Source organism: Alloprevotella sp., assembly GCF_057240785.1.
The window spans coordinates 12546-36670 of sequence record NZ_DBHHRH010000011.1; the positions used below are offsets into that span (position 1 = coordinate 12546).

17 protein-coding genes are annotated in these 24125 nt (G+C 46.4%); 6 read left to right on the forward strand and 11 right to left on the reverse strand.

What is annotated here, in order from left to right:
- Window positions 1-33: 33 nt before the first annotated feature.
- The 4 genes from murC to ung all read right to left on the reverse strand — a co-directional run bounded on the left by murC (window position 34) and on the right by ung (window position 4372).
- On the reverse strand, window positions 34-1413 hold the full coding sequence (gene murC / locus ACO4R2_RS02990; protein WP_484769105.1) for a UDP-N-acetylmuramate--L-alanine ligase: 1380 nt from the start codon (window positions 1411-1413) through the stop codon (window positions 34-36).
- A 42-nt stretch (window positions 1414-1455) separates the two neighbouring features.
- Window positions 1456-2565, reverse strand: coding sequence for an undecaprenyldiphospho-muramoylpentapeptide beta-N-acetylglucosaminyltransferase (gene murG / locus ACO4R2_RS02995; protein WP_484769106.1), 1110 nt, complete (start codon window positions 2563-2565; stop codon window positions 1456-1458).
- A 551-nt stretch (window positions 2566-3116) separates the two neighbouring features.
- Window positions 3117-3707 carry a DUF3109 family protein gene (locus tag ACO4R2_RS03000; protein ID WP_311490769.1) on the reverse strand — a complete coding sequence of 197 codons (591 nt, stop codon included), beginning with the start codon at window positions 3705-3707 and terminating at the stop codon, window positions 3117-3119.
- A 2-nt stretch (window positions 3708-3709) separates the two neighbouring features.
- On the reverse strand, window positions 3710-4372 hold the full coding sequence (gene ung, locus ACO4R2_RS03005) for a uracil-DNA glycosylase (protein WP_311490768.1): 663 nt from the start codon (window positions 4370-4372) through the stop codon (window positions 3710-3712).
- A 196-nt stretch (window positions 4373-4568) separates the two neighbouring features.
- On the opposite strand from ung, the gene ACO4R2_RS03010 reads away from it, so the two are divergent.
- The 5 genes from ACO4R2_RS03010 (at window position 4569) to ACO4R2_RS03030 (ending at window position 13861) form a co-directional block, all read left to right on the forward strand.
- Window positions 4569-6740, forward strand: coding sequence for a M6 family metalloprotease domain-containing protein (locus tag ACO4R2_RS03010; protein WP_484769107.1), 2172 nt, complete (start codon window positions 4569-4571; stop codon window positions 6738-6740).
- Between the two features lie 831 nt (window positions 6741-7571).
- Entirely contained in the window at window positions 7572-9902 is a 2331-nt protein-coding gene (gene topA / locus ACO4R2_RS03015) for a type I DNA topoisomerase (protein ID WP_484769108.1), read from the forward strand.
- Entirely contained in the window at window positions 9899-10423 is a 525-nt protein-coding gene (locus tag ACO4R2_RS03020; RefSeq protein ID WP_347719427.1) for a shikimate kinase, read from the forward strand. Before topA ends, ACO4R2_RS03020 begins: the two co-directional genes overlap by 4 nt.
- Window positions 10424-10453: 30 nt before the next feature.
- A complete protein-coding gene (speA, locus tag ACO4R2_RS03025; protein ID WP_311490764.1) occupies window positions 10454-12346 on the forward strand; it encodes a biosynthetic arginine decarboxylase in 1893 nt (630 codons plus the stop codon).
- 162 nt (window positions 12347-12508) lie between these two features.
- Window positions 12509-13861, forward strand: coding sequence for a TIGR00341 family protein (locus ACO4R2_RS03030; protein WP_484769109.1), 1353 nt, complete (start codon window positions 12509-12511; stop codon window positions 13859-13861).
- Window positions 13862-13981: 120 nt separating this feature from the next.
- Here the strand turns inward: ACO4R2_RS03030 and ACO4R2_RS03035 are convergent, their stop codons facing one another.
- The 7 genes from ACO4R2_RS03035 to sufC all read right to left on the reverse strand — a co-directional run bounded on the left by ACO4R2_RS03035 (window position 13982) and on the right by sufC (window position 20504).
- A complete protein-coding gene (locus tag ACO4R2_RS03035; RefSeq protein ID WP_484769110.1) occupies window positions 13982-14806 on the reverse strand; it encodes a nucleotidyl transferase AbiEii/AbiGii toxin family protein in 825 nt (274 codons plus the stop codon).
- Window positions 14803-15429 carry a type IV toxin-antitoxin system AbiEi family antitoxin domain-containing protein gene (locus ACO4R2_RS03040; RefSeq protein WP_484769111.1) on the reverse strand — a complete coding sequence of 209 codons (627 nt, stop codon included), beginning with the start codon at window positions 15427-15429 and terminating at the stop codon, window positions 14803-14805. The genes ACO4R2_RS03035 and ACO4R2_RS03040 overlap by 4 nt, the downstream gene beginning before the upstream one ends.
- A 541-nt stretch (window positions 15430-15970) precedes the next feature.
- Window positions 15971-16570: a ribonuclease HII gene (locus ACO4R2_RS03045; protein WP_484769112.1), complete on the reverse strand. Its 600-nt coding sequence runs from the start codon at window positions 16568-16570 to the stop codon at window positions 15971-15973.
- A gap of 92 nt (window positions 16571-16662) precedes the next feature.
- Window positions 16663-16983, reverse strand: a complete 321-nt coding sequence (locus tag ACO4R2_RS03050; protein WP_311490760.1) for a YbjQ family protein — start codon at window positions 16981-16983, stop codon at window positions 16663-16665.
- A 33-nt stretch (window positions 16984-17016) separates the two neighbouring features.
- Window positions 17017-18237 (reverse strand): aminotransferase class V-fold PLP-dependent enzyme, encoded by a 1221-nt coding sequence (locus ACO4R2_RS03055; protein ID WP_484769113.1) that lies wholly within the window; start codon window positions 18235-18237, stop codon window positions 17017-17019.
- A gap of 210 nt (window positions 18238-18447) precedes the next feature.
- Window positions 18448-19752, reverse strand: coding sequence for a Fe-S cluster assembly protein SufD (gene sufD / locus ACO4R2_RS03060; RefSeq protein WP_484769114.1), 1305 nt, complete (start codon window positions 19750-19752; stop codon window positions 18448-18450).
- Window positions 19749-20504: a Fe-S cluster assembly ATPase SufC gene (sufC, locus tag ACO4R2_RS03065; protein WP_484769115.1), complete on the reverse strand. Its 756-nt coding sequence runs from the start codon at window positions 20502-20504 to the stop codon at window positions 19749-19751. Before sufC ends, sufD begins: the two co-directional genes overlap by 4 nt.
- Before the next feature lie 244 nt (window positions 20505-20748).
- On the opposite strand from sufC, the gene ACO4R2_RS03070 reads away from it, so the two are divergent.
- Window positions 20749-24111: a discoidin domain-containing protein gene (locus ACO4R2_RS03070; RefSeq protein WP_484769116.1), complete on the forward strand. Its 3363-nt coding sequence runs from the start codon at window positions 20749-20751 to the stop codon at window positions 24109-24111.
- The last annotated feature ends 14 nt before the right edge of the window (window positions 24112-24125 follow it).

The following is a 24125-nucleotide window of genomic DNA, read 5'->3' on the forward strand; positions in this document are numbered from 1 at the left end:
AAGCTTGCCGCGTCTCTTCTTCTGTTGCTCTTTTTAGCAGTTGTATTTCTTTTTCAGAATCTCTGTGAGTTCGGGAACATAATTGTCCACATTGCCAGCACCTAACACCACAAGGACATCGAAGTCGTGTTCACGAACATAGTTGGGCAAATCTTCTTTGCAAAGCATGTGCTTCTCCATATCTGGGCGAAGGTTTTCGAAGATGAGCTGACTTGTTACACCAGGAATAGGTTGTTCGCGAGCAGGATAAATCTCAGTGAGCACAACCTCATCGAGCAACGACAGACTTGCTGCAAAATCTTTGTAGAAGTCGCGTGTGCGAGTGAACAAATGCGGTTGGAATATCGCACTCAACTTGCGTCCGCTGAATACTTCGCGCAAACTCAGTATGCTTTGTTTGATTTCTGCGGGGTGGTGTGCATAATCGCTCAAGAATACGATGCGGTCGTTCTTCAACTTGAAGTCGAAGCGGCGATCCACTCCGCTGAATGTCAGCATTCCGCGGCGTATTTCTTCCGCCGTAGCTCCGGCAATCTGTGCCAGCGCCATGGCGGCAATGCCGTTGTCAATGTTGATGCTGACGGGAACGCCCAGTTCCACATCCTTGATATTTCCAAACGGCGATACAAAGTCGAAGATGATACGGCCGTTACCGATGCGTAAATTCTCTGCATGGAAATCGCCCTCTGTACGGCTATAGCTGTAAACGCGCACGCCCTTTTGAGGGTTGGCTTTCATCTTTAAATCCGTGTGCACGATGAGTGCGCCTTCGGGTTGGATAAGCTCCGTGTAGTGGCGGAAGCTTTCGAGGTAGGCTTCTTCTGTACCGTAAATGTCGAGGTGGTCAGCATCTGTTGATGTAATCACACTCGCAAAGGGACGCAAATGGTGGAAAGAACGATCGAACTCATCTGCTTCAATCACCACAAAGGGACTCTTCGGGTTGATCAAGTAGTTAGTGCCGTAGTTCTTAGTGATACCACCGAGAAAAGCGTTACATCCCACATGGCTCTCATAGAGCAGGTGAGCTGTCATGGCTGTTGTGGTGGTTTTTCCATGCGTTCCAGCCACGCAGAGCCCTTTCATCTGCTTCGTCAGAGTGCCGAGCACTTGGGCGCGCTTATGTATCTCAAATCCATTCTCGCGAAACCACACAAGCTCTTTGTGTTCGGCAGGAATGGCAGGTGTGTAAACCACCAGTGTTGTTTTCGGGTCGCGACATTCGGCAGGAATGAGATCAATATTCTCCTCGTAGTGGATTTGTGCGCCCTCTTCGCGGAGCCGTTCTGTTAGTTCGGCGGGCGTTTTGTCGTAACCACCAACGAAAATTCCATTGTGAAGAAAATAGCGCTCCAAGGCGCTCATGCCGATGCCGCCTGCACCGACGAAATATACTGATTTGATTTCTTGCATGATGATATGTGATGATTCTCGAGCGGGAATTTCGCGAGAAACTTATTGTTGTGCTAATTTCAGAACCTCGTCGGCAATGTCGGAGGCTGCATTGGGGCGCGCCAGGAGCAGAATGTTTTTACTCAGCGTTATCAAGCGTTCATTGTCGCTCACAGTGTTAATTGCCAGTGGTAGCAAGGTGCGCTGCGCCTCATCGTCCTTGACATAGATTGCCGCATCTTTTTGCACAAGAGCGAGTGCATTTTTCGTCTGATGGTCTTCAGAAACATTGGGCGAAGGTACGAGGATCACGGGCTTACCCAAAAGGCAGAATTCTGAGATACTTCCTGCGCCGGCACGACTGATTACCAAATCGGCAGCGGCATAAGCTGATTTCATGTCGGAAATAAAGTCCATCACTTTCAAGTTGTCTGGACATCCCGCTTTCTCTAATTCTGCGTGAATACTTTCGCTGTAGTATTTTCCAGTTTGCCAAATAAACTGGATGCCAGTTTGGCGACGGATGAGGTTTAAGTTTGTCAGAATGCTCTCGTTTACGGTGCGAGCACCGAGCGAACCGCCTACGATCAGAATCGTCTTCTTCCCAGCTTCCAATCCAAACTGCTGCAATGCGTCTTCCTTAGACATGCTTTTGTCGAGCAAGTTCTGGCGCACAGGATTCCCTGTAAACATGATTTTGTCAGCAGGGAAGAATCGCTCCATACCATCGTAAGCCACACAAATCTTTTTGGCTTTTTTCGCCAAGAGCTTATTGGTTACTCCCGCGTAAGAGTTTTGCTCCTGCAAGAGGGTGGGGATGCCTGCTTTTGCAGCCATGTTGAGTGTAGGTCCGCTAGCATATCCACCCACACCTACAGCCACTTGCGGCTGAAAGTCCTTGATGATTTGCTTCGCCATGCGCTGACTCTTCATGATTTTTAGTAGTACACTGATGTTTTTCAACAGGTGTTTGCGGTCGAAACCTGCGATGGGCAATCCTTTTATCTCGTAGCCAGCAGCTGGAACACGTTGCATCTCCATTCGTCCTTCTGCACCTACAAAAAGGATTTTGGCATCGGGGCGCTTCTCTCGGATGGCGTTGGCAATAGAGACTGCGGGAAAGATGTGTCCTCCCGTGCCGCCACCGCTGATAATAACTCTTAATTCATCCATTTTAAGCATTCTATATATTATCTTGCAAATGTAAGGTATGAGAGGCGAAAAACAAAACAAATGCTGCTTTTTTATTAATGTGTATGTGGCAGTTGTAAGATGGTATTTACAACTGGCGTGAGAGCGTTGTTTTACAACGCAGGGATAAAGAAACTGTTTTGTTGTCTAAAAAGAGAAAAGAAATGATTGAGTGTATGTAAATAAATAAGTCTGTTAGTTCTTGTGCTAAATCTGACTTTTATATACTCGAAAAGCCTTTTTCTGTTGATCGTTTTTTTAGAGGTGTAGTGTGTTTTGCTTATGGAGGAAAGATGTAAGTGTGTACCTTTGACTCTTTATCTTTTAGCTGTTTTAAGGCGGAATAAAGGTACTGGGAAATACAATAAGGCTATCGGCTGACATCCTTATTGCGTCAGTTGATAGCCTTATTGTGCCAGCTGACATCCTTATGCGAGCAACGGTGGTGCTAAGGCTGTCGGCTTATGGTTTTGGAAAGTAAATGTTTGTTTGCAGCGTATTGAAAGTTAACTCAAAGAGGTGGGTTGGAGCTGTTATATCATTCGGTGTTTCTTCAGTTCTGTAACTGTCTGGAGCAATTCTTCGTACCACTCCTTGCCGAAGCGAAGAATGAGCGGTTCTTTCAAGAATTCGTAAACACGAAGTCTTAACTCTCGCCCCTTACGGCGTGCGGGTTCACAAACGTTCCAGCGGTGGTAGTTCAGTCCGATGGTGTTCGCGCCTAAATATTTTTCGCGAATGGGATATAAATAGCACGAAATGGGTTTGCTCCATTGTGTGCGCCCTTGGCGGAAAGCACGATCCGTCGTGCAGAAGCAGCAACCGTTTTCGTGGCAGGTGAAAACGCAATCCTTGCCATTGACGATGGAAGTGACCAAATCTCCATCTTGATCAACATACGCTACGCCTTGTTCGCGAATCACTTCGCGTGCCTTATCCGTTAGTTCGTTTTCCACCTCTGGTAATACATTTTCCAGTTCGCCCACTTCCTCTTCTGTGAGCGGCGCACCAGAGTCGCCTTCTACACAGCAGATACCCTTACAAGCATCGAGATCGCAACAAAAATATTCGGTGATAATATCGGGAGAAAGAACAACGTTTCCTACTTGGATAATGTGAAGCATTTTTACCAATTTATGGGAGTTATATTGTGTTGGATGAGATAGTCGTTGCAGAGCGAAAAATGGTGGTTGCCGAAGAAACCACGATACGCCGAGAGAGGCGAAGGATGCGCACTCGTTAGAACCAGATGGCGCTGGCGATCGACAATTGCCCCTTTGTGTTGAGCGTAACTACCCCACAAGAGGAACACCAAGTTCTCGCGTTCATCGGAAAGCAGACGCACAACGGCATCTGTAAAAGTTTCCCAACCTTGCCCAGCATGACTGGCTGCTTGGTGAGCACGCACTGTCAGTGTGGAGTTGAGGAGCAAAACGCCTTGTTCGGCCCAGCGGCGCAGACTTCCCGTGGCGGGAGCTGGGCGATGCAGGTCGCCTTCGATTTCTTTGAAGATATTTTGCAGCGAAGGCGGCCACTGTACGCCATCGGCCACACTGAAACACAGTCCTTCAGCCTGTCCTTCTTCATGATAAGGGTCTTGGCCGAGAATAACGACCTTCACCTTGTCGAAAGGGCAAAGATTGAAGGCGTTGAATATCTGATTACCAGGAGGGTAGCACGGCCCTGTGGCGTACTCTTTGCGAACAAACTGGGTGAGCTGACTAAAATAAGGCGCATCAAATTCACTTTGGAGTTTTTCTCCCCAAGAGGGGGCTATCTTTACTTGCATACACTCTTTTATTGGCGAAGGTACAATTTTGTTTCTATATTTGCTGTAACAGCTGGTATGTTTTGTTTTGTTGGTTGAGAGGCCTTTTTGCTCACTTAAGGTGATAATCTATTGTCTTCTTTACGGAAAATACTACCTTTGCAGCTGCACTTTTGAAAGTCAATAGAAATTTCAAAAAAATATATACAAAACATTTATGAAGAAGTTATTACTCTTATCGTTGGCTATGATGCTGACATTTTCTTCTCAAGCTATCCGCCCGCGCCACATGGCGTTTCCTTACGCGCAAAGTGATGGCACTAGCTTGATGGCTTATAAGCATGGTGATGGTTTTTATGCCTTCTCCACTTCTTTGGACGATTTGGTGCTTGTGCCCAATGCTTCTGGTGATCTCTGTTATGCTGTTCTCTTGGATGGCAAACTCGTGGCGTCTTCTATGATTGCTCACGAAGAAGGAGCTCGCACGGAAGCCGAGAAGCAGTTTATCGCTGCTCACCCTCTTACTCTGGCTGAAGCTGCTGAGGCAACAACTCCCGTGAGGCATCATGAGAATGAACCACGCAGGATAATTGGTGTTTCTACCAGTGATGGTCTGGGCAAATTTGGGCAGAGCGGCACTGGCGGTGTGAATAGTATTGGTAAATATACCATTCCTGTTATCATGGCGCAGTATCCCGACTTGAAATTCCAGCCTACAACGACCATCGAGAAGATGACTCGCTACTTCAATGAAAAGGGATATAAGGAAGAAGCACAGTGTATGGGCTCTGCTCGTGACTACTTCCTGAGCCAGAGCAACGGCATGTTCGACCCAACATTTGAGGTTGTAGCCATTGTGACCGTTCCCCAAAGCTATAAATTCTATGGGAGCAACTCTGCACGAGGTGGCGATCAGAACGTACCTCAGTTTGTAGCAGATGCTGTGGCAGCTGCTAAAGCAGCAGGCGTTGACTTCTCTAAATATATGGTAAATGGGTCTGTACCCCTTGTGAGCGTTCTTTATGCAGGTCCAGGTGAGGCTACAGAAGGCGGTAATGGTGCCGACTATATTTGGCCGCAAGAATTCGATATCAATAAGAACATGAGCGGTTTCCATTTCAATTCTTATTTCGTGGGTAATGAGCTTGACCACAATCGCACCTTGATGGGTATGGGTGTGTTCTGCCACGAGTTTGGTCATGCACTGGGTTTGCCCGACTTCTATGCAACCAACGGAAGCTATAGTCACGACGACGCTTTCGGTGCGTGGTCTATCATGGACGGTGGTGCTTTCGTTAATGGCGGACGTGCTCCTGAAGGCTACACGGCTTACGAACGTAGCGTTATGGGTTGGCTCAAAATCAAAGAACTGACCGATCCGCAGGATGTTACCCTTGACTCCTATGACACTGAGAACGGACAGCAGGCCGTGCTGATTCGCAATAGTAGCAAAGAATATTTCATCTTGGAGAACCGTCAGCCTGGAACGTGGTATCCTGCTAATCAAGGTAGCGGTTTGTTGCTAACGCGCATTGCTTATAATGCACAAGAGTGGAACTGGAATATTCCCAACAATGTGCAGACCAAAAAGCGCGCAATGGTGGTGACGGCTAACGGTGAGAAACTTTACTATAATGCTAATCAAGCTAACCTCTACGGAAATGGTGTGAACGAGATTAAGTCGTTCCCGCTCTTCGATGGTTCCAAACTGGGAACAAAACCTGTTACCAGTATTACGAAAGTGGGAAAACAGATCAAGTTTAGCTTTATGGCTGATTTGGATACTATCTACTCTGAACCTTTCGCTAAAGACCTGGGCAAATTCACGGTTCAAGATGTAAGTTTGTCGGAAGGTGTCACTAAGGTGTGGCGATTCCAATCCTACTATGGTGCAAAGGGTTCGGCGCATGTGGGTAGTAAGAACTATGCGGCTGAGAGCTGGCTTCTTTCTCCAGTGATCGACTTGAAGTATTGCCAAAACGCAAAACTCTTCTTCAAACACTCTACAAAGCTCTTCGGCGGAAGCAATGACCAAATCACGCTTTGGGTGCGTGAAAACGAAAGCGACACTTGGAAGCAAGTGACCGATATTACTTATCCCACCTCAGATTGGAGTTTTATCGATGCCGCTCCGCTGGGTGTTTCTCTGGCTGAGTACGACGGCAAAACCGTACAACTCGGTTTCAAATACAGCAGTACCGATCAGGCTGCTCCCACATGGAACATCAAGAACCTCTTGCTTACAGGAAAGAACACTACGCCTACAAGCATCCAAGCTGTTCCAAATGTGTCAAGCTCTGCACCTGCTGTGTACGATCTTCAAGGTCGTCGCGTTCTGAACCCCACTAAGGGCCTCTATATCGTGAATGGCAAGAAAGTTCTCTTCTAAGTTTTAACGGGTTATTCCGTAACAGAGAAAATTTGCTTACAAGGGCTGCCGCCAACTCTTCAACAGAGTGCGGTAGCCTTTTCTTTGTCTCCAACCGATCTGTTGTTTTAGTACGCAACTCCTGGCAAGATTCTTTGAAACTTTTCTCTATTGGGAAAAACGCGTAAGGTGTGCTTCTTCATAAATATCCTTATTGTGTTTTCAGCTACAATAAGCCTATCGGCTGACAGAATAAGGTTGTCAGCCAGCAGCCTTATTGTAGCTGGACTCACGATAAGGGAACTAAAATAATGAGGGTACGCTCTTCTTCCTGTGTTTTATTTTTTGTTGTCACGTCGTCACGTTGCCACAATTGTGAGGTAACTAATTGAAAAAGTATGTGTTGTGTGCGTGACAACAGTGTGATAACAAAAAATGAGATGGGTTTTGTTGTCACGCACATAAGTGTTTGTTTACCAGTGTGCTTTCCTCGGTGTGACAACGTGACGACAAAAAACGAGTTTTTCTCTGGTAGGAGAGAGGAGGGGGGGACTCTCACGGCTTGTAGTGTAACACTTCTTCCAGCATATTCTTTAGTATTGTTTCTTTCTCTCTTGTTTCGAAGAGGTTGGAATTGTCGATTTTTAGGGTTGAAAAACTGGGCAGATAATTTTCTATTTTACTTTCTTGTTTTGTAATAATTCGTTACCGAAATGTAGGTTCTTGTTCGTTCATGCCTCAAGTCGCTAAACCTGTTGAGCATCGGGGTGTTCTTCTACTTTTTGCTATATTTAAGGTGTGGTTCAGAAAAATAGCACTAATTTTGCGCCCGAAAAAAATAAATAGCGCAACATGTCAGACCCCAAAAACTTAGTTATCGTTGAGTCCCCCGCAAAAGCAAAGACCATAGAACGCTTTCTCGGCAAGGACTTTAAGGTGATGTCCAGCTTTGGACACATTCGCGATTTGAAGAAGAAAAATTTCGGAGTTGACTTAAAAAGTTTCGAGCCACAATACGAAATCCCTGCTGATAAGAAAAACGTTGTTAAAGAGCTTCGCTCCCAAGCTAAAAAAGCCGAAACCATCTGGCTTGCATCCGATGAGGACCGCGAAGGAGAGGCCATCAGTTGGCACTTGGCAGAGATTCTGAAACTTGACCCTAAGAGTGCAAATCGAATTGTATTCCACGAAATCACCAAGTCTGCCATACTCAATGCTCTCGAACATCCGCGCCACGTTGATCTCAACCTTGTTGATGCTCAGCAAGCGCGCCGCGTGCTCGACCGCTTGGTAGGTTTCAAACTTTCTCCCGTCCTTTGGCGAAAAGTGCGTCCGAATCTTTCTGCAGGTCGTGTGCAGAGTGTGGCCGTTCGCCTAATTGTGGAGCGCGAGCGTGAGATACAAAATTTTGAGAGTCACGCCAGTTATGCTGTTAGTGCTTTGTTTGAGCTGCCCAATGGAGCAGCACTGAAAGCAACGCTTCGCAGTCATTTCACGACAAAAGAAGAGGCGCGCGCTTTCTTGGAGAGCTGCAAAACAGCCGAATTCCATATTGACAGCGTCACCACCCGCCCCACAAAGCGCACACCGGCTCCTCCTTTCACTACTTCAACGTTGCAACAGGAGGCAGCGCGCAAACTTGGGTTCCCCGTTGCGCAAACGATGCGCGTGGCACAAGGTCTCTACGAACGCGGTCTTATCACCTATATGCGTACCGACTCTATGAATCTGAGCGACTTGTGTTTGAATACTTGCGGTCCAGTGATTGAGAAGATGGCGGGGAAAGAGTACCACAAACGCCGCACTTATCATACCAGTGCTAAGGGAGCGCAGGAAGCCCATGAGGCAATTCGTCCTACACACATGGACAACGAGGAAATCACGGGTACTGCTCAAGAGAAGCGTCTCTATAGCCTTATTTGGAAACGTACTATTGCGTGCCAAATGGCCGATGCCGAACTGGAGAAAACAACGGTTGAAATCAGTATCAGCACCAATGCTGACGAACGTTTTGTTTCGACAGGAGAGGTTGTGAAGTTTGATGGTTTCCTCCGCGTTTATCGTGAGAGCCACGACGAAGAAAATAATGAAGAAGAGGGACATCTGCTCCCGAAAATGAGTGAAGGTGACGTGCTGAAACGCCAAGAAATTGTTGCGCAAGAGCGTTTCACTTCTGCTCCGCTTCGCTATAATGAAGCATCCCTCGTACACAAACTCGAAGAACTGGGTATTGGACGTCCCTCTACCTATGCTCCGACGATTTCCACCATACAGCAACGCGAATATGTTGCCAGAGGCGATAAGGCAGGCGAAAAGCGAAAAGTGAATGTGCTCAAGCTGAAAGATAATCGCATCAGCGAATCGAATCCGCAAGAAACGTTCGGCTCTGAAAAGAAGAAGCTCATTCCAACAGATATGGGTCTTGTTGTGAACGATTTTCTTACAGAGTTCTTCCCCGAAATTATGGATTATAACTTTACAGCCAAAGTGGAAAAAGATTTCGACCATGTGGCTGAAGGAAAGGAGAACTGGCATGAACTGATGCGCAACTTCTACGCCAGCTTTGAACCGCAAGTGGAGAAGATTCTCAATGAGAAAACAGAGCATAAAGTGGGCGAACGAGAACTCGGCATTGATCCCACAACGGGAAAAACAATCAGCGTGAAAATTGGTCGTTTCGGCCCGATGGTTCAGTTGGGCACAGCAGACGAAAGCGAGAAGCCTCTCTTTGCTTCTCTCCATGCCGATCAAAGCATAGAGACAATTACGCTCGAAGAGGCACTGGACCTCTTCAAGCTTCCGCGCACTTTGGGCGAGTTTGAGGATAGTCCCGTCGTTGTGAATACGGGTCGCTTCGGACCTTATGTGCTTCATAATAAAAAATTCTCTTCCATTCCCGCGGGAGAAGATCCTCTCAATGTCACCCTGGAGCGCGCCATCGAAATCATACAAGAGAAGCGCGCAGACGAAGCAAAACGCCACATCTTGACGTTTGAAGCAGAAGGCATCGAGGTCTTGAACGGGCGGTTCGGTCCTTTTATCAAGTATGAGGGTAAGAACTATAAAATCCCCAAGGCGCAACACGAAACAGCTGCTAAACTAACGCTGGAAGATTGTAAGAAAATCATCGAAGCCGAAAGCAGCAAGCCTGCAAAAACCACCTCTCGCCGTACGCGTCGATGAAAGCCATCATTCTCATTGGCTATATGTGTGTCGGGAAGACCACAATAGGCAAAGAATTAGCCAAACGCCGTGGGCAGATGTTCTACGACCTTGATTGGTATATCGAAGAACGCTTCCGCAAACGTGTTCCCCAGATTTTCGCTGAAGAGGGTGAGGAAGCGTTCCGCAAGAAAGAGCGCAATATGCTCCACGAAGTGGCCGAATTTGAGAACGTCGTAGTGAGTTGTGGAGGCGGAACACCTTGTTTCTTCGATAACATCGACTACATGAACCAAGCAGCAGAGGTGATCTATCTCAAAGCCTCTCCCGAAACCATCCTTTCCCATCTAAAAATCAGCAAAGGGAAGCGACCCTTACTGGAAGGAATGAGTCCCGAGGAGCTGCAAACGTTTGTGACAGATCAAATACAGGCACGTGAGGATTTCTACCTCCGTGCTCGCCACGTGGTTGATGTAGATGTGCTCGACTCGGCCGAAAAGATCAACCGCTTGGTGGAACTCATAGAAACAGAAATCAAATAAGAACAAAACATACTATACTCTACCGAAAGAATGAAGAAATGGAGAATTGAAGACTCGGAAGAGCTCTACGGCATCAAAGGCTGGGGAGTGAGTTACTTCGGAATCAACGATAAAGGTCACGCCTATGTTTCACCACGTAAGAACGATGTGAAAATCGACTTAAAGGAAGTGGTCGACGATTTGAATGAGCGCGATATTACAGCTCCTGTTCTCTTGCGTTTTCCTGACATTTTGGATAATCGTATTGAGAAAACGTCCGAATGCTTTAATATCGCTGCAAAGGAATACAACTTCCAAGCTGAACACTTTATCATTTTCCCCATTAAGGTGAATCAGATGCGCCCTGTTGTGGAGGAGATTATCAGCCACGGCAAGAAGTACAACCTCGGATTGGAGGCAGGTTCAAAGCCAGAACTTCACGCTGTAGTAGCCACTAATATGGATTCCGACAGCCTCATTATTTGCAACGGCCATAAGGATCAAAACTATATTGAGCTGGCTCTGTTGGCTCAAAAGATGGGGAAGCGTATATTTCTCGTTATTGAGAAGTTGCCCGAATTGGAAATTATCGCTAAAACAGCCCAGAAGTTGGGCGTTCGCCCCAATATCGGTATCCGCATCAAGTTGGCTTCCAGCGGTGCGGGTAAGTGGGAAGAAAGTGGGGGCGATGCTTCTAAGTTCGGCCTCTCCTCTGCTGAATTGCTCGAAGCACTCGAATTGCTCGATAAGATGGAGATGCGCGACTGCTTGAAACTTATCCATTTCCACATCGGTAGTCAGATTACGAAGATACGCCGCATCTCTACAGCTTTGCGTGAAGCTTCTCAATTCTACGTACAGTTGCGCAATTTGGGGTTCGATATCCAGTTTGTGGATTGCGGTGGCGGTCTCGGTGTCGACTATGACGGGACGCGCTCGTCCAACTCTGAGAGTTCGGTGAACTATTCCATTCAAGAATATGTTAATGACTGCGTCTACACCTTTGTGGATGCTGCCAATAAGAATAATATCCCTCATCCCAATCTTATTACAGAAGGTGGACGCAGCTTGACGGCGCACCACAGTGTGCTCATTCTCGATGTGCTCGAAAGCGTACACCCAACGATGATGTCTGATGATTTTGAAATTTCTGAATCGGATCATCAGCTCGTTAAGGATTTAAATGAGATTTGGGAAAAGCTGTCGCCTCGCTCCATGCTGGAAGACTGGCACGATGCGGAGGACATCCGCGAAGAAGCTCTTGACCTCTTCCGAATGGGTATGATAGATCTCAAGACACGCGCGCAGATTGAGAGCATCTATTGGAGTATCACCAATGAGGTGGCCGAACTCGTCCACCATCAGAAGCATGTTCCCGATGAGCTTCGCGATATTGATAAGCGCATTGCAGACAAATATTTCTGCAACTTCTCTCTCTTCCAATCGATGCCCGACAGTTGGGCGCTGGATCAAATCTTCCCCATTATGCCCATTGATCGCCTCGATGAGCGTCCCTCGCGCAACGCCACCCTTCAGGACATCACCTGCGACTCAGACGGAAAAGTGGGCACTTACGTTAACAACGGCCATCAGAAGACCTATCTGCCGCTCCACGCTATCCGCAATGGTGAGCACTATTATATAGGCGTTTTCCTTGTGGGAGCTTATCAGGAGATTTTGGGTAATATGCACAATCTCTTCGGAGACACCAATGCCGTCCATATCAGTGTTAATGATGACAGTTATACCATTGATAAAACCATTGACGGAGAAACAGTGGCCGATGTGCTGGAGTATGTACAATACGACCCCAAGCGTCTCGTTCGCCGCTTGGAGAGCTGGGTGAGCAAGGCTGTTGCTGAAGAAAAAATCACTACGGAAGAAGGCAAAGAGTTTATCTCCAACTATCGTGCAGGCCTCTATGGCTACACCTATTTGGAATAATTTCTTTCATCTTTATACTCATATCGGCGAACAGAGTAAGCAAAGAATTCTGTTCGCCGCTTTTCTTTGTTCTAACAAAGGAATCACACTTTAATTTCATTATTGATAAATATATTATCTTTGCGCCCATTCTCTTTTGCAAACACATAATACGCAACAAAAATGGGAAATAATGAAAAAACATTGTGGCAGGTAGTGAAAGGATACTTTAACGCACTGCCCGATAAGGCGGAAGAAGCCAAAACGATAGAGCAAATCAGTAGTGGAGTTACCTTTCATGGCGCCAATCTTTGGGTATTGGTCTTTGCCGTCTTCATAGCTTCTTTAGGACTGAATGTGAACTCCACCGCAGTAATCATTGGTGCGATGCTTATCTCTCCCCTGATGGGTCCCATTGTTGGAATGGGATTAGGAATCGGTATTAGTGATTTGGCTCTGCTGAAGCGGTCAATCAAGAATTATCTTGTGGCAACGGGCATTAGCGTATTGACCGCCACACTCTATTTTCTTATAACACCACTCACCGAAGCGCAGTCGGAACTCTTGGCGCGCACATCGCCAACGCTCTATGATGTACTGATAGCTCTTTGTGGTGGTGCAGCAGGTATCTTAGCGCTCTCAACGCGCGGCAGCGGAAATGTCATTCCAGGCGTGGCAATTGCAACAGCCCTTATGCCACCTCTCTGCACAGCAGGTTACGGACTTGCTATGGGCGAACCGAGTTTCTTCTTCGGGGCGTTCTATCTCTTCTTTATCAACACTGTTTTCATCACCTTAGCCACTTTTGTTGGCGTGCGTATGTTGCGTTTCAAGCAAAAACAATTCATTGATGTAGCACGTCTGGCTACCGTGAAGCGCTACATCATCGGAATCGTGGTGATCACAATGCTTCCCGCAACTTATATGACTGTACAGATTATCCGACAAAGCGTGTTGGAAAACAATAGTAACCGTTTTGTTCGCAACGAACTCGCTTTCAAAGGTACACAGATTATCTCTCAACAGTTTGATACTAAACACAAGACACTAAACATTGTTGCGGTAGGTAAAATTATTTCAAAAGAGGAAATAGCTAAAGCAGAAAAGATGCTGGAATCCTATAATCTCGAAGACTATAAGCTGCATATCATTCAAGGTTTGCAATCAGATAGTTTGCTTCTTGCAAATCAGCAATATAGTTATTCTTCAGGTAATACGCAAGCCAGTCAGCAAAAACTCATAGAGCAAGTTGCACAACTTGGAGAGCTAGAGCAACAACTCAACGCCTACCAACAATATGCTACACTCACCAAAGAGGTTCGCACCGAACTCAAAGCTATGTGCCCCTCGGCAAAGAGTATCAGCATTTCTCGTGTAACGGAAGCGAAGACCGATACCGCTGCCAGTCAAGAATATGTTATGGCCGTAGTAAATTGTTCTCGTGCTCTCAGCAATCCAGATCGCCAGCGATTGCAAGAATGGCTAAAAGCGCGAACAAAATCGGATAGTTTGCGCGTCATCGTAACCTCTTTTTAGTTTTTGCGTTGCTAAATCCTAAAAGAGCTTCCCTCTGTGAATGAACGAGGGAAGCTCTTTCTTTTGGTATGTTCGTGACTCCTGCTAAGAGGGCAAAAGAACTTGCTTTATACTGATAATCTACTCAAAAATAATCATATTGCTCAACTGAAGAAAATAATCATTTGACCAGATATTTAGCTCACTCGGTTGACGAACAAAAGGTAGAACATCGCTTTTGACTTGGTTTATATCGGCTGTAGATAGGCGTTCTTTTAGCTGTTCAAGAAAGGATTCTCTACTGATTGCTTTCTGATTAAACTGAAGTACACGTTCTTGCAAATGTGTGAAATTAAGAGGAACATTGTGGCGAACATACCATTCGAAGTCGTACCAGTCACGCCCTTTAACGCGGTTCTTCCAAACGCGATAAACCAAGGCGTGCATCTTCCCCGCAAACAAGTCTGGAAGAGTAAAGCAACGCGCCAAAAAAGATTCAGGCAGAAGGAGCAGTTTTTGTTCTGTGCGAAACTTCAAAGGCGGTTGAATGTCTACTTCAATTTTTATCTTGACCGACTTTTCTGTCTGAAAAGTGATGTCGTAAACGTCCGTATTATCTTTTAAAAAAGCAGACTCTACCTTTCCAAAGTGCTTTTTATCTTTCTTCTTTATTTCAACATCTCTGCCCACCATTGCAAATTCGTCAATGATAGGTTGGAAGTATTGTAAGAAATTGAAATCGGCTTTTGGAGCAAGGAGGGAGAAGTCCATATCTTCCGAAAAACGCTGTAAGCCGTGGAAAATGCGGAGACAGGTGCCGCCATAGAAAGCTGCCACATCAAAGAATCCTCCGTGGTATAAACCTGCGAGAATGATTTGTTGATTCACTTCAAACACGGCATTGCGCTTTTGCTGTTCTGTCGACTGGTCGTAAGCCGTTAGCATCTGATTGTAAATATCGTTCATCGCTTCAAGTAATTTATAAGTGTTTGGACTGACTTGGCCTTTTTCCCGACTTCTACATATCTTTCAAAAATGCTTCTGTCCATATTGCGGAAATCTTCCATATCCATTCGTATGTCTTCTTCTATGTATGTTTCAACATCCTTGAAGTATCTCAGATTTACCAGTGGCGAATGTGCGATCAGGTCGCAGAGAGCCTTTTCGGGAGTGGCCATTTTGAAAGCATAGTTTTGCTTATTGATGGAGGTTACTCCAATGTGGAAAGCGTCACGACTCATCGCGAAGTAATCAAAACGCCCAATCGGAGTGTCGAATGTTCGAGAGTGCTTGATAGTCATTGACTGTGTCGTGTAAACTTCCTCTGGTATCAACCCATAATATCTTAATGCGGAAGACATCGAAACATAAGATGGCGAATAGAGATGATTAGCAATCAATTCTGTTGAAAGTGCCACCCGCGATTCGGCTGGGGCAACAACATAGAGCCCTTTCTTGAGTCGGATGATTTTACCTCCTAACTCAAGATTGCGTACTTTCTGATTTCCTGCCTTCACCTCTGAAAACATTGAAGCGATCGTGGCAGTGCTTACAGGGATATTGCCAATTTGTTCTATGTTCGTAATCATAGTGCAAAAGTAGTCAAATTTTGAACAGTAAACTAATTGTTTGTTGTTTTTCTGTTCTAAATTTGACTGTTTTCTTTGAGAAGCTATGCACGATGATGGATGTTTCAATCAGTGGGAGAGTATGAAAAAGTAGGGAGAAAGGAGTTCAGAAGAGCAAGATTAGTGGCAGCGTAAATACAATAAGGGTGTCAGCTGACGCAATAAGGAAACCAGCTGACAGCCTTATTCTGTCAGTCGACAGCCTTATTGTATTTGCAGGTAGGCGGAAGGAAGGAGGAAATGGTGTGGAGGTGTACTTCTCCTGTAGTTTGATTTTGTGTTGTCACGTCGTCACGTTGTCACACTCGATGGTTAAAGTGTTGAAAATATTTGCATTATATATGTGATAACAGTGTGACAATAAAAATGAGAAAGAAAAGTTGTTGTCACGCCTTTAAGTGTTTAGTTGTCAGGTAGTTTCCGGTATCTGTGACAACGTGACAATGAAATAACGTTTTTTATAGGGGGTGAAATAGAAGTATTGGTTTCGTGCATGCAGAAGTTAGAAGAGCGTGGGTTCGTCTTCGGGTAGTAGTTTGTAGCTTCGGCGGTGGTAGGGAGAGCAGCCATGGCGGCGAATTCCCTCGCGATGCTGAGCTGTGGGGTAGCCGGCATTGTGGTCCCAACCATAGAAGGGATACTCTTCGTGGAGTTTCTGCATGTAGTCGTCGCGATAAGTTTTGGCCAAGATAGAGGCGGCTGCTATCGACTCGTATTTCCCATCGCCTTTGACGATGGTTTGGTGTGGCGTAGTGCCGTAGGGGAAAAATTTGTTGCCGTCGACGATGATAAATTCGGGACGTACCTTTAGTTGATTCAAGGCGCGGTGCATAGCCAGAATAGAGGCCTGGAGGATGTTGATACGGTCGATTTCCTGCGGTGTGACAATGCCAATGGCCCAAGCTATTGCGTCGCGCTCTATTTCTTCACGCAATCGGTAGCGCTTGTGGGCGGAGAGCTGCTTAGAATCGTTGAGTCCTTCATTGTGATAGTCCTCGGGGAGAATCACTGCCGCAGCATAAACACTACCCGCCAGACAGCCGCGACCAGCTTCGTCGCAACCTGCCTCGAGAGAATATGTGCTGAAATGAGAAGCAAGCATGAATTTTGTTTTTCAAAAGAAACCGCGAACCAATAGGGTACGAAAGAATTGTACCTATTGGTCGCGGAAGATCTGTGGATAAGAAATGAAAATTATTCTACGCGTACGGCAGTGCCAGAGCATACCACCATCAGCATAGAACCTTTAGCTCCTACGGTTTCGTAGTCGAGGTCGATGCCTACAACGGCATTAGCTCCCATTGCGGCAGCGCGTTCGCGGATTTCTTGTAGGGCTGTTTCTTTGCCCTCTTTGAGTACCTCTTCATAAGAACCTGCGCGGCCACCGAAGAAATCGCGTAAACCAGCGAAGAAATCGCGCACAACATTTGCGCCGATAATGGTTTCTGAGGTCACGATGCCTAAATATTGCTGGATAGTGTGTCCCTCAATTGTTGGAGTTGTAGTGAGTAACATGATTGTATGAGGTATTGTGCAGCAGTGCTGCGGTTAAAACATTTTTCTTACTCTTTCGATGCCCGCTATGAGTGTATCCACTTCGGACTGTGTGCTATAGAGGGCGAAACTGGCGCGGCACATTCCTTCCACGCCATAATGCTCCATAACGGGTTGTGCACAGTGATGCCCTGTGCGGATAGCGATGCCGAGGCGGTCGAGTAGGGTACCGATGTCGAGCGGGTGAATGTCGCCCACGTTGAACGCCACAACGGCATCTTTCCCCTCGCTGGTGCCGTAGAGGCGAATACCGTCAATCTGGCTCATTTGCTGCATAGCATAGCGCGTGAGAGCTTGTTCGTGGGCATGAATCTTGTCCATGCCGATAGAGTCGACATAGTCGAGCGCAACAGCCAAGGCGTGCGAGCCTACATAGTCGGGCGTACCCGCTTCAAATTTGTAAGGGAGTTTCTCGTAAGTGGTGTGTTCGAACGTTACGCGGCTAATCATTTCTCCACCGCCTTGATAGGGCGGCATCTGCTCCAATAGCGATTCGCGACCGTAGAGAACGCCAATGCCGGTAGGGCCGTAAACTTTGTGACCACTGAAGGCGAGGAAATCGCAATCGAGATCTTGAACATCTACATTGAAATGGGGAACACTCTGTGCGCCATCTACGAGGATATGTGCCCCGTGTGCATGAGCGATGCGCCCCATCTCTTTAACAGGATTGACCGTTCCGAGCGTGTTGCTAACATGAGCCACGCAAACGAGGCGCGTGTCTTCGGTGAAGAGTTTTTCATAGTTCTCCATCTCAATCTCGCCTTTCTCGTTGAAAGGGATAACTTTGATTCGACAGCCTTTACGCTCACACAGCATTTGCCACGGCACGATATTGGAGTGGTGTTCCATTTCGCTGATGAGGATTTCGTCACCTTCTTTCAAAAATGCCTCGCCGTAGGAACTGGCCATGAGGTTGAGGCTTTCAGTTGTGCCGCGCGTGAAGAGGATTTCTGACGTGGAGCGGGCGTTGATGAATTGACGAACGCGCTCACGAGCGTTTTCGTGAAGTTCGGTTGCTTTCTGGGAAAGGTAGTGTACGCCGCGGTGAACATTGGCGTTCACGCTCTGATATTCCTCTGAAATAGCATCAATGACACACTGAGGCTTTTGCGTAGTGGCCGCATTGTCCAGATAAATAAGTGGGCGATTATAGACCATTCGGGAGAGAATAGGAAAGTCGGCCCGAACTTTCGAATCAAGATATGTATTCATTTCTTTAATGTGCTAATGTGGGGAATGTGGAAATGTGCTAATGTGCTAATGTGAGGAATGTGCTAATGTGAGAAAAGTGGAAATGTGCTAATGTGAGGAATGTGCAAATATGGGAATGTGCTAATGTGCTAATGCTGTAGCCCGTAGGGTCATTAGCACATTTTCTCATTAGCACATTAGCACATTATATTAGCATTAAAACATAAAAGTTTAATTACAGATGTCTTGCATCTTGCAGCCGTCGCAATGACGCAACTCTCCGCGAAAACGGAGTTCAACCAAATGGGATAGGCGTTCCCGCAAAGGTTCGAGCGTGACGTGTTGGAGAACATCGTTAATGAAAGCGTGCTGGAGCAATAGGCGGGCTTCCTGTTCGGGAATACCTCGCTGACGCATATAGAAAAGTGCGTTTTCATCGAGCTTTCCAACCGTAGATCCGTGATTGCACTTCACATCATCTGCATAGATTTCGAGCATGGGTTGAGCGTAAGCACGGGCGTCCGGACTGACACAAAGGTTGGAGTTTGTTTCCTGAGAAGCCGTTTTTTGTGCGCCTGCTTGAACGAGAACTTTTCCTGCAAAAGCACCTACGCTTTTGTCATCGAGCACGTATTTGTAGAGTAAGTCGCTGGTGCATTCTTCGGCGTTGTGATCGATGAGGATATTATTGTCCACGTGTTCTTGTGCGTTTGCAACGACTGCGCCATAAGCATTGATGGCAGCGTGGCGTCCAACGAGGTGAACGTCCATTAAGTTGCGCGTTGTGCCGTTATGGAGAGTCATGCCGTTGAAAGTTACTTCGCTCCGCTCCTGCTGCTCTATGTACATATTGCTGAGGTGCGTATGTGTGTCTGCCGTTTCTTCTAACGAATAGAGATGCAGTTTTGAATTTTTCCCTGCAAAGATTTCAACGACTTGTGTTGTGAGGCTGCGTTGCTCTGTGGGGCTTTCGTCGCAGAAGAGTATCGTACCTTCTGCTCCCTCTTCTGCCACGATGAGAACACGGCGATTCGACATGAAATCAATAGTGGCCGCACTGACATTGACAATTTGCAGCGGGCGTTCCAGTTTCTTACCAGCAGGGATATGAATCAAAATCCCATCTTGTGCCAGCATCGTGTTTAGCTCCGATACAGCGTCGCGTTGCTGGGTGGCCAAGCGATTGTAGTAGGGTTTGATGAACTCAGCATTCTCATGGAAAGAAAGTTTTGCAGGAACCACAGTGTCGTTGACCACGTAAGCCACATCGGCACTCATCTTAGGAATGCTGCAACGATAAACTTCGTAGGGATCAACACTTAGCGGAATCCGTTTGAGATTCAAGCCATAGTCGGGTGCTAAAACCTTTTCTAAGTCGGTGTATTTATAACGCTCCACTTTCTGTGTAGGAAGTCCGTGCTGCTGCAAGTTGTCGAAAGCAGTTTGTCGTTCTGCATTCATTACCGGGCAGGAACCTTCCTCAATCACAGTACGCTGCGAAGCGAATAAGTCCAGATATTGTTGGATGGCACTCATTGTTTTTCTGCTTCTTCAATAATCCATTCGAAACCTTTCTCCTCGATGTCGTAACCCAGTTGGGCACTGCCGCTACGCACAACTCGTCCGTTGACGAGGACGTGAACGAAATCGGGCTTGAGATAGTCGAGCATACGCTGGTAGTGGGTGATGACCATGGCGCTCGTCTTCTCCGTGCGGAGTTGATTAAAACCCTCCGCCACGATGCGCAATGCATCCACATCGAGTCCAGAATCAGTCTCGTCGAGAATACTGAAAGTGGGCTCGAGTACTGCCATTTGGAATATCTCGTTGCGCTTGCGCTCACCGCCACTGAAGCCCTCGTTCACACCACGCCCCATGAAGTGAGCATCGAGTCCAACGAGTTTGCGTTTCTCACGCAAGAGTTTAAGAAAATCGCTCGCGCTCATAGGATCTTGACCGAAATAGGTACGTTTTGCATTGACGGCGGCACGCATGAAGTTGGTCATAGAAACTCCCGGAATCTCTGTGGGAGCTTGGAACGACATAAATATACCCTCATGGGCGCGGTCTTCTGGCTTCATAGCTAAAAGGTCCTTACCATTGAAGCTGATGCTGCCTTCTGTGACTTCGTATTTAGGGTTGCCCACCAGTACGTTCGACAAGGTAGACTTGCCAGAACCATTCGGGCCCATAAGGACGTGGACTTCACCATCATTGATGGTTAAGTTTACTCCTTTAAGAATAGCTTTTCCCTCCACTTCTGCATGGAGATTTTTTATTTCGAGCATGACTTATTTTATATAGATGTATATTATATGCAAAAATAGAGATAAAAAACTGTACGACAAAATACGCGCCAAAAGGCTCTGCTGTAATTAGAAAGTAATATGGCAAAGAAAACAAATAAAAAAATGCGAAGAATGTGAAGAATAGTTGCATAATGAAAAAACTATCTTTATATTTGCCACGGGACTATTTAAGAATAGAGAGTCTCTAACAAAACACTACTAACAATATCTAACACTTATCCCTATGAAACATTTCTATTCGAGGACTGCAATGCTGCTGGCAATGTTTTTTGCCTGCATTGTAGCTAGTGCTCAGACCGTTTATTCGGCTGTAGGGTTTGGCGAGGGTAATTATCTCAAGACGATAACCCCTGGTCAGAAGGTCTGCTTGCAGGCGGCCCGTGCTTCATCTACTTGCGTGCTGGATACAGCCCTTACGGAGAATTTGAAGACTGCAATTACCGATAATGGTGTGTGGGAATTTCAAGTTGCCAATGAGGCTACAAACCAGTACTATCTCTTCAATCCTGCCAGTGGCAAGTATTTAGGTCTCGGCACGAATGAAGATGGTTACGCATTCTTCACTATGAAAGCTTCACAGCGTAATGCGGAAGCCTTCTATGTGAGAACTTCTGAAAACTATGCTAATGCTGCCGCAGTTCCTGCCGATGCAGATTGGGGAGCAGTTACTTTTGATTCTTATCCAGGTGCTCTTATTTTTACGTTCTCTGATTGGGGGGCTCCAACGAAATCTGTCCACTATCAGATGTTTGCCGCTCCTGGGAAAGCTACTGGCTTCACCAATCAGAGTCAATCCAATTGCTGGTATGCCTATGCTGTTGAAGAGGTGAAGGGACTTGATAAACTTTCAGCTGTCTTTAACCAATACTTTCCTGCTGGTACTAACGATGAGTTTGTGGCAGGTTCTGAACCCGGTAATATCCCGCAAGATAAGTTTGACGCTTTGCAGGAAGTTTTCGAACGTGCACAACAACTCATCAACGAGTCAAGCACCAACGTGGAAGCTTGTAACAAAGCTTGTGTTGACATAGAAAAAGCTTACAAGGCAGCCCGCGCAAGCATTATCCCATTTACTGAAGGCTACTATTTCATTGTGAACAATAGCGGAGATGCTGCTGGTATGTTTGAAACTAATAATGAGATGCACTTTAATAAGGCATCTTGGACACGTCCCGAGCATCCTACAGCAAATGATATGGCCTATATATGGAAGCTTGTTCCAGCTAATAGTACTCCCAATAATTTCTATCTCCAGAATTACCTGACAGGTAATTATACAGGTTTTATCAATGCTTTTTCAACCGTTATTCCGACGGTCACTGAGAAAAAACAAATCTATGAGATCTTTAATTTCCCAGGTCAAAAGGGCTACTTCGCACTTCAGGCACAAGGCTCTGAAATGCTAATTCATGCAAATACGAGTGGTGCCAATACTGTTGTATTCTGGGATTCTTCTCATAAGAATTCAGCTTGGCAGCTTTTCCGTATCTCTCAAGAAGACGTTGATGCCCTTCAGGCAGCTCTCGAGCAAGAACAAGCTAAGAAGCATCTGACAGAACTCTACGAACAAGCTTCTGGATACTATCAGAAAGGTTTAACTTATAGCTCCGCCGCCACTGTTGGTGATTATCCTACCACGGTGGATGGTTTAGTGACAAAGGCTGCTCAACTATCTACTAACGCGCAAGAGCCGAGCGAAGGTCCTATTGCAGGTCTCGTTGATGGCGACTTAAAAACATTCTTCCATACGGCTTGGAGCGTTGCGCTACCCGATGTTAAATACGCCTGTCTGACAGCTGATCTCGAAAAAGCTGTTGGTGCAATCACACTGAAGTATGCTAAGCGTTACAATGCCAATCCAGGCGGTTTGCCCTTAAAGGTTCGTGTTTTCGCTTCTAACGATTCGATCAATTGGGTAGAACAATCTTTGGTTTCTTTCTCCTTTACAGATTCTGCCACTATTGATAATACAAAAATTGCCAACTATATTGGCCGTACATCCGTAGCCTTTAAAGATGGAGAGAAGTATCGCTATGTTCGTTTGCAGGTGGAGAGTAATCTCGGTAGTGCTCGTGCAAAAGGCAATCTCTATTTCTATCTCGGTGAACTTCGTATCTATGAAGCTGCGTATGATAAAGACCACTCATTGGCTGAAAATGTAGATCAAACTGTTCGTAAGAATTTTGTAGACCAGCTCACTGCTGCTGCCACAGCTATAGCTTCTGGCACAGCAACACAGGCAGGTGTTGATGCTCTCAAGGCTGCTTTTGAAGCCTATAAGGCCGTTTATCCAGATCCCGCAGCATTGAAGGCAGAGATTGCTAAGTTGAAGACTCTTGCTAATGCAGCTGTAGAAGGCGACAACTTTGGTGAATACACTGCTGGAGCTAAGGATACTTTCCAAGCTGCTTTAGATGCTGTTGCAAACCACGTTGACGACTATAAAACAATGGCACTCCTCGAGAATGCTAAGTCTCAACTTGCTGAGGCCGCTAAGGCTTTTGATGCAGCGCTCCACAAACCAGCAACGGGCGATATTGTATTCTTCCGCGCCAACTCTACTACGGCTTCTGTCAACAAGCAGTTTGTTTATGCAGGAAGCAACAGTACGCAGTCAACATTGCGTTGGGGCGGCTACTCTGCTGAAGATGGCGAAGATGCCAACCTGAACAATCGTCTCAACTATATGTGGCTGGTAACAGCTAATGCTGACGGCTCTTATTCTTTCAAGAACATCGGTACAGGTCTCTATATGGCAGGTCGCACCACCAAGGCTTCTTCTAAAGAAAACGACCTTCGTTTGGCTGCCCCTGGTTCAGAAACTCCTATCAACCTCTTGTTGGAAGGTGCGCCAAAGGCTTCCAGCTTCCAGATGAACTTAGGTGTTGGAACATATCTCCGCTTCTACACTCGTGGCGATATAGTTTTCTCAGACAACGGTTCAAGTGCTGACTCTTATTTCACTATCGAAAAAGCCACTGCATGGGGTGAAAGTTCTTTCTTAGGCTTTACGGCACAACGCCCAACGCCTTGCACATTACCTTATGAGGTTGAAGCTTCTATCGGCGATGAAGGTACGCTCTACAAGGTGGCAGGTCTCTTCAAAGAAGGTGAGACAACAACGCTCGAGCTTACGGCGTATGCTGCTACGGATAGAATCCCAGCGGGCACTCCGTTTATCGTAGTGATCAACGAAAACTTGTATGGTGCCAACTTCTTCCCAACGGCTACTTCTCTCAAGGACTTCAACTATAGCTATGAAGGTCATTCCGTGAATGGTCTTTGTGGTACGCTCGACAGAACGCCGATGAAGGCTGGATATGGCCTGTTTAGCAAAGGCAAGATTATTGTTGCAACGAGCGAAGACGTTCTGGGTGCTAATTCCGCTTATCTGGACTTCACAGTTCCTATGCTGACTGCCAAGGCTGAGTATTCTGTTCCAGTTGAGGGCTTCACCGTTACAGGCATTACGCAGACTGTTGTTCCTCAGCAGAATGCTGCCATCTATGATCTCCAAGGCCGTCGCGTGCTGAAGGCACAGAAGGGTCTCTACATCATCAATGGCAAGAAAGTTGTGGTGAAGTAGTTTAAGATAGAATC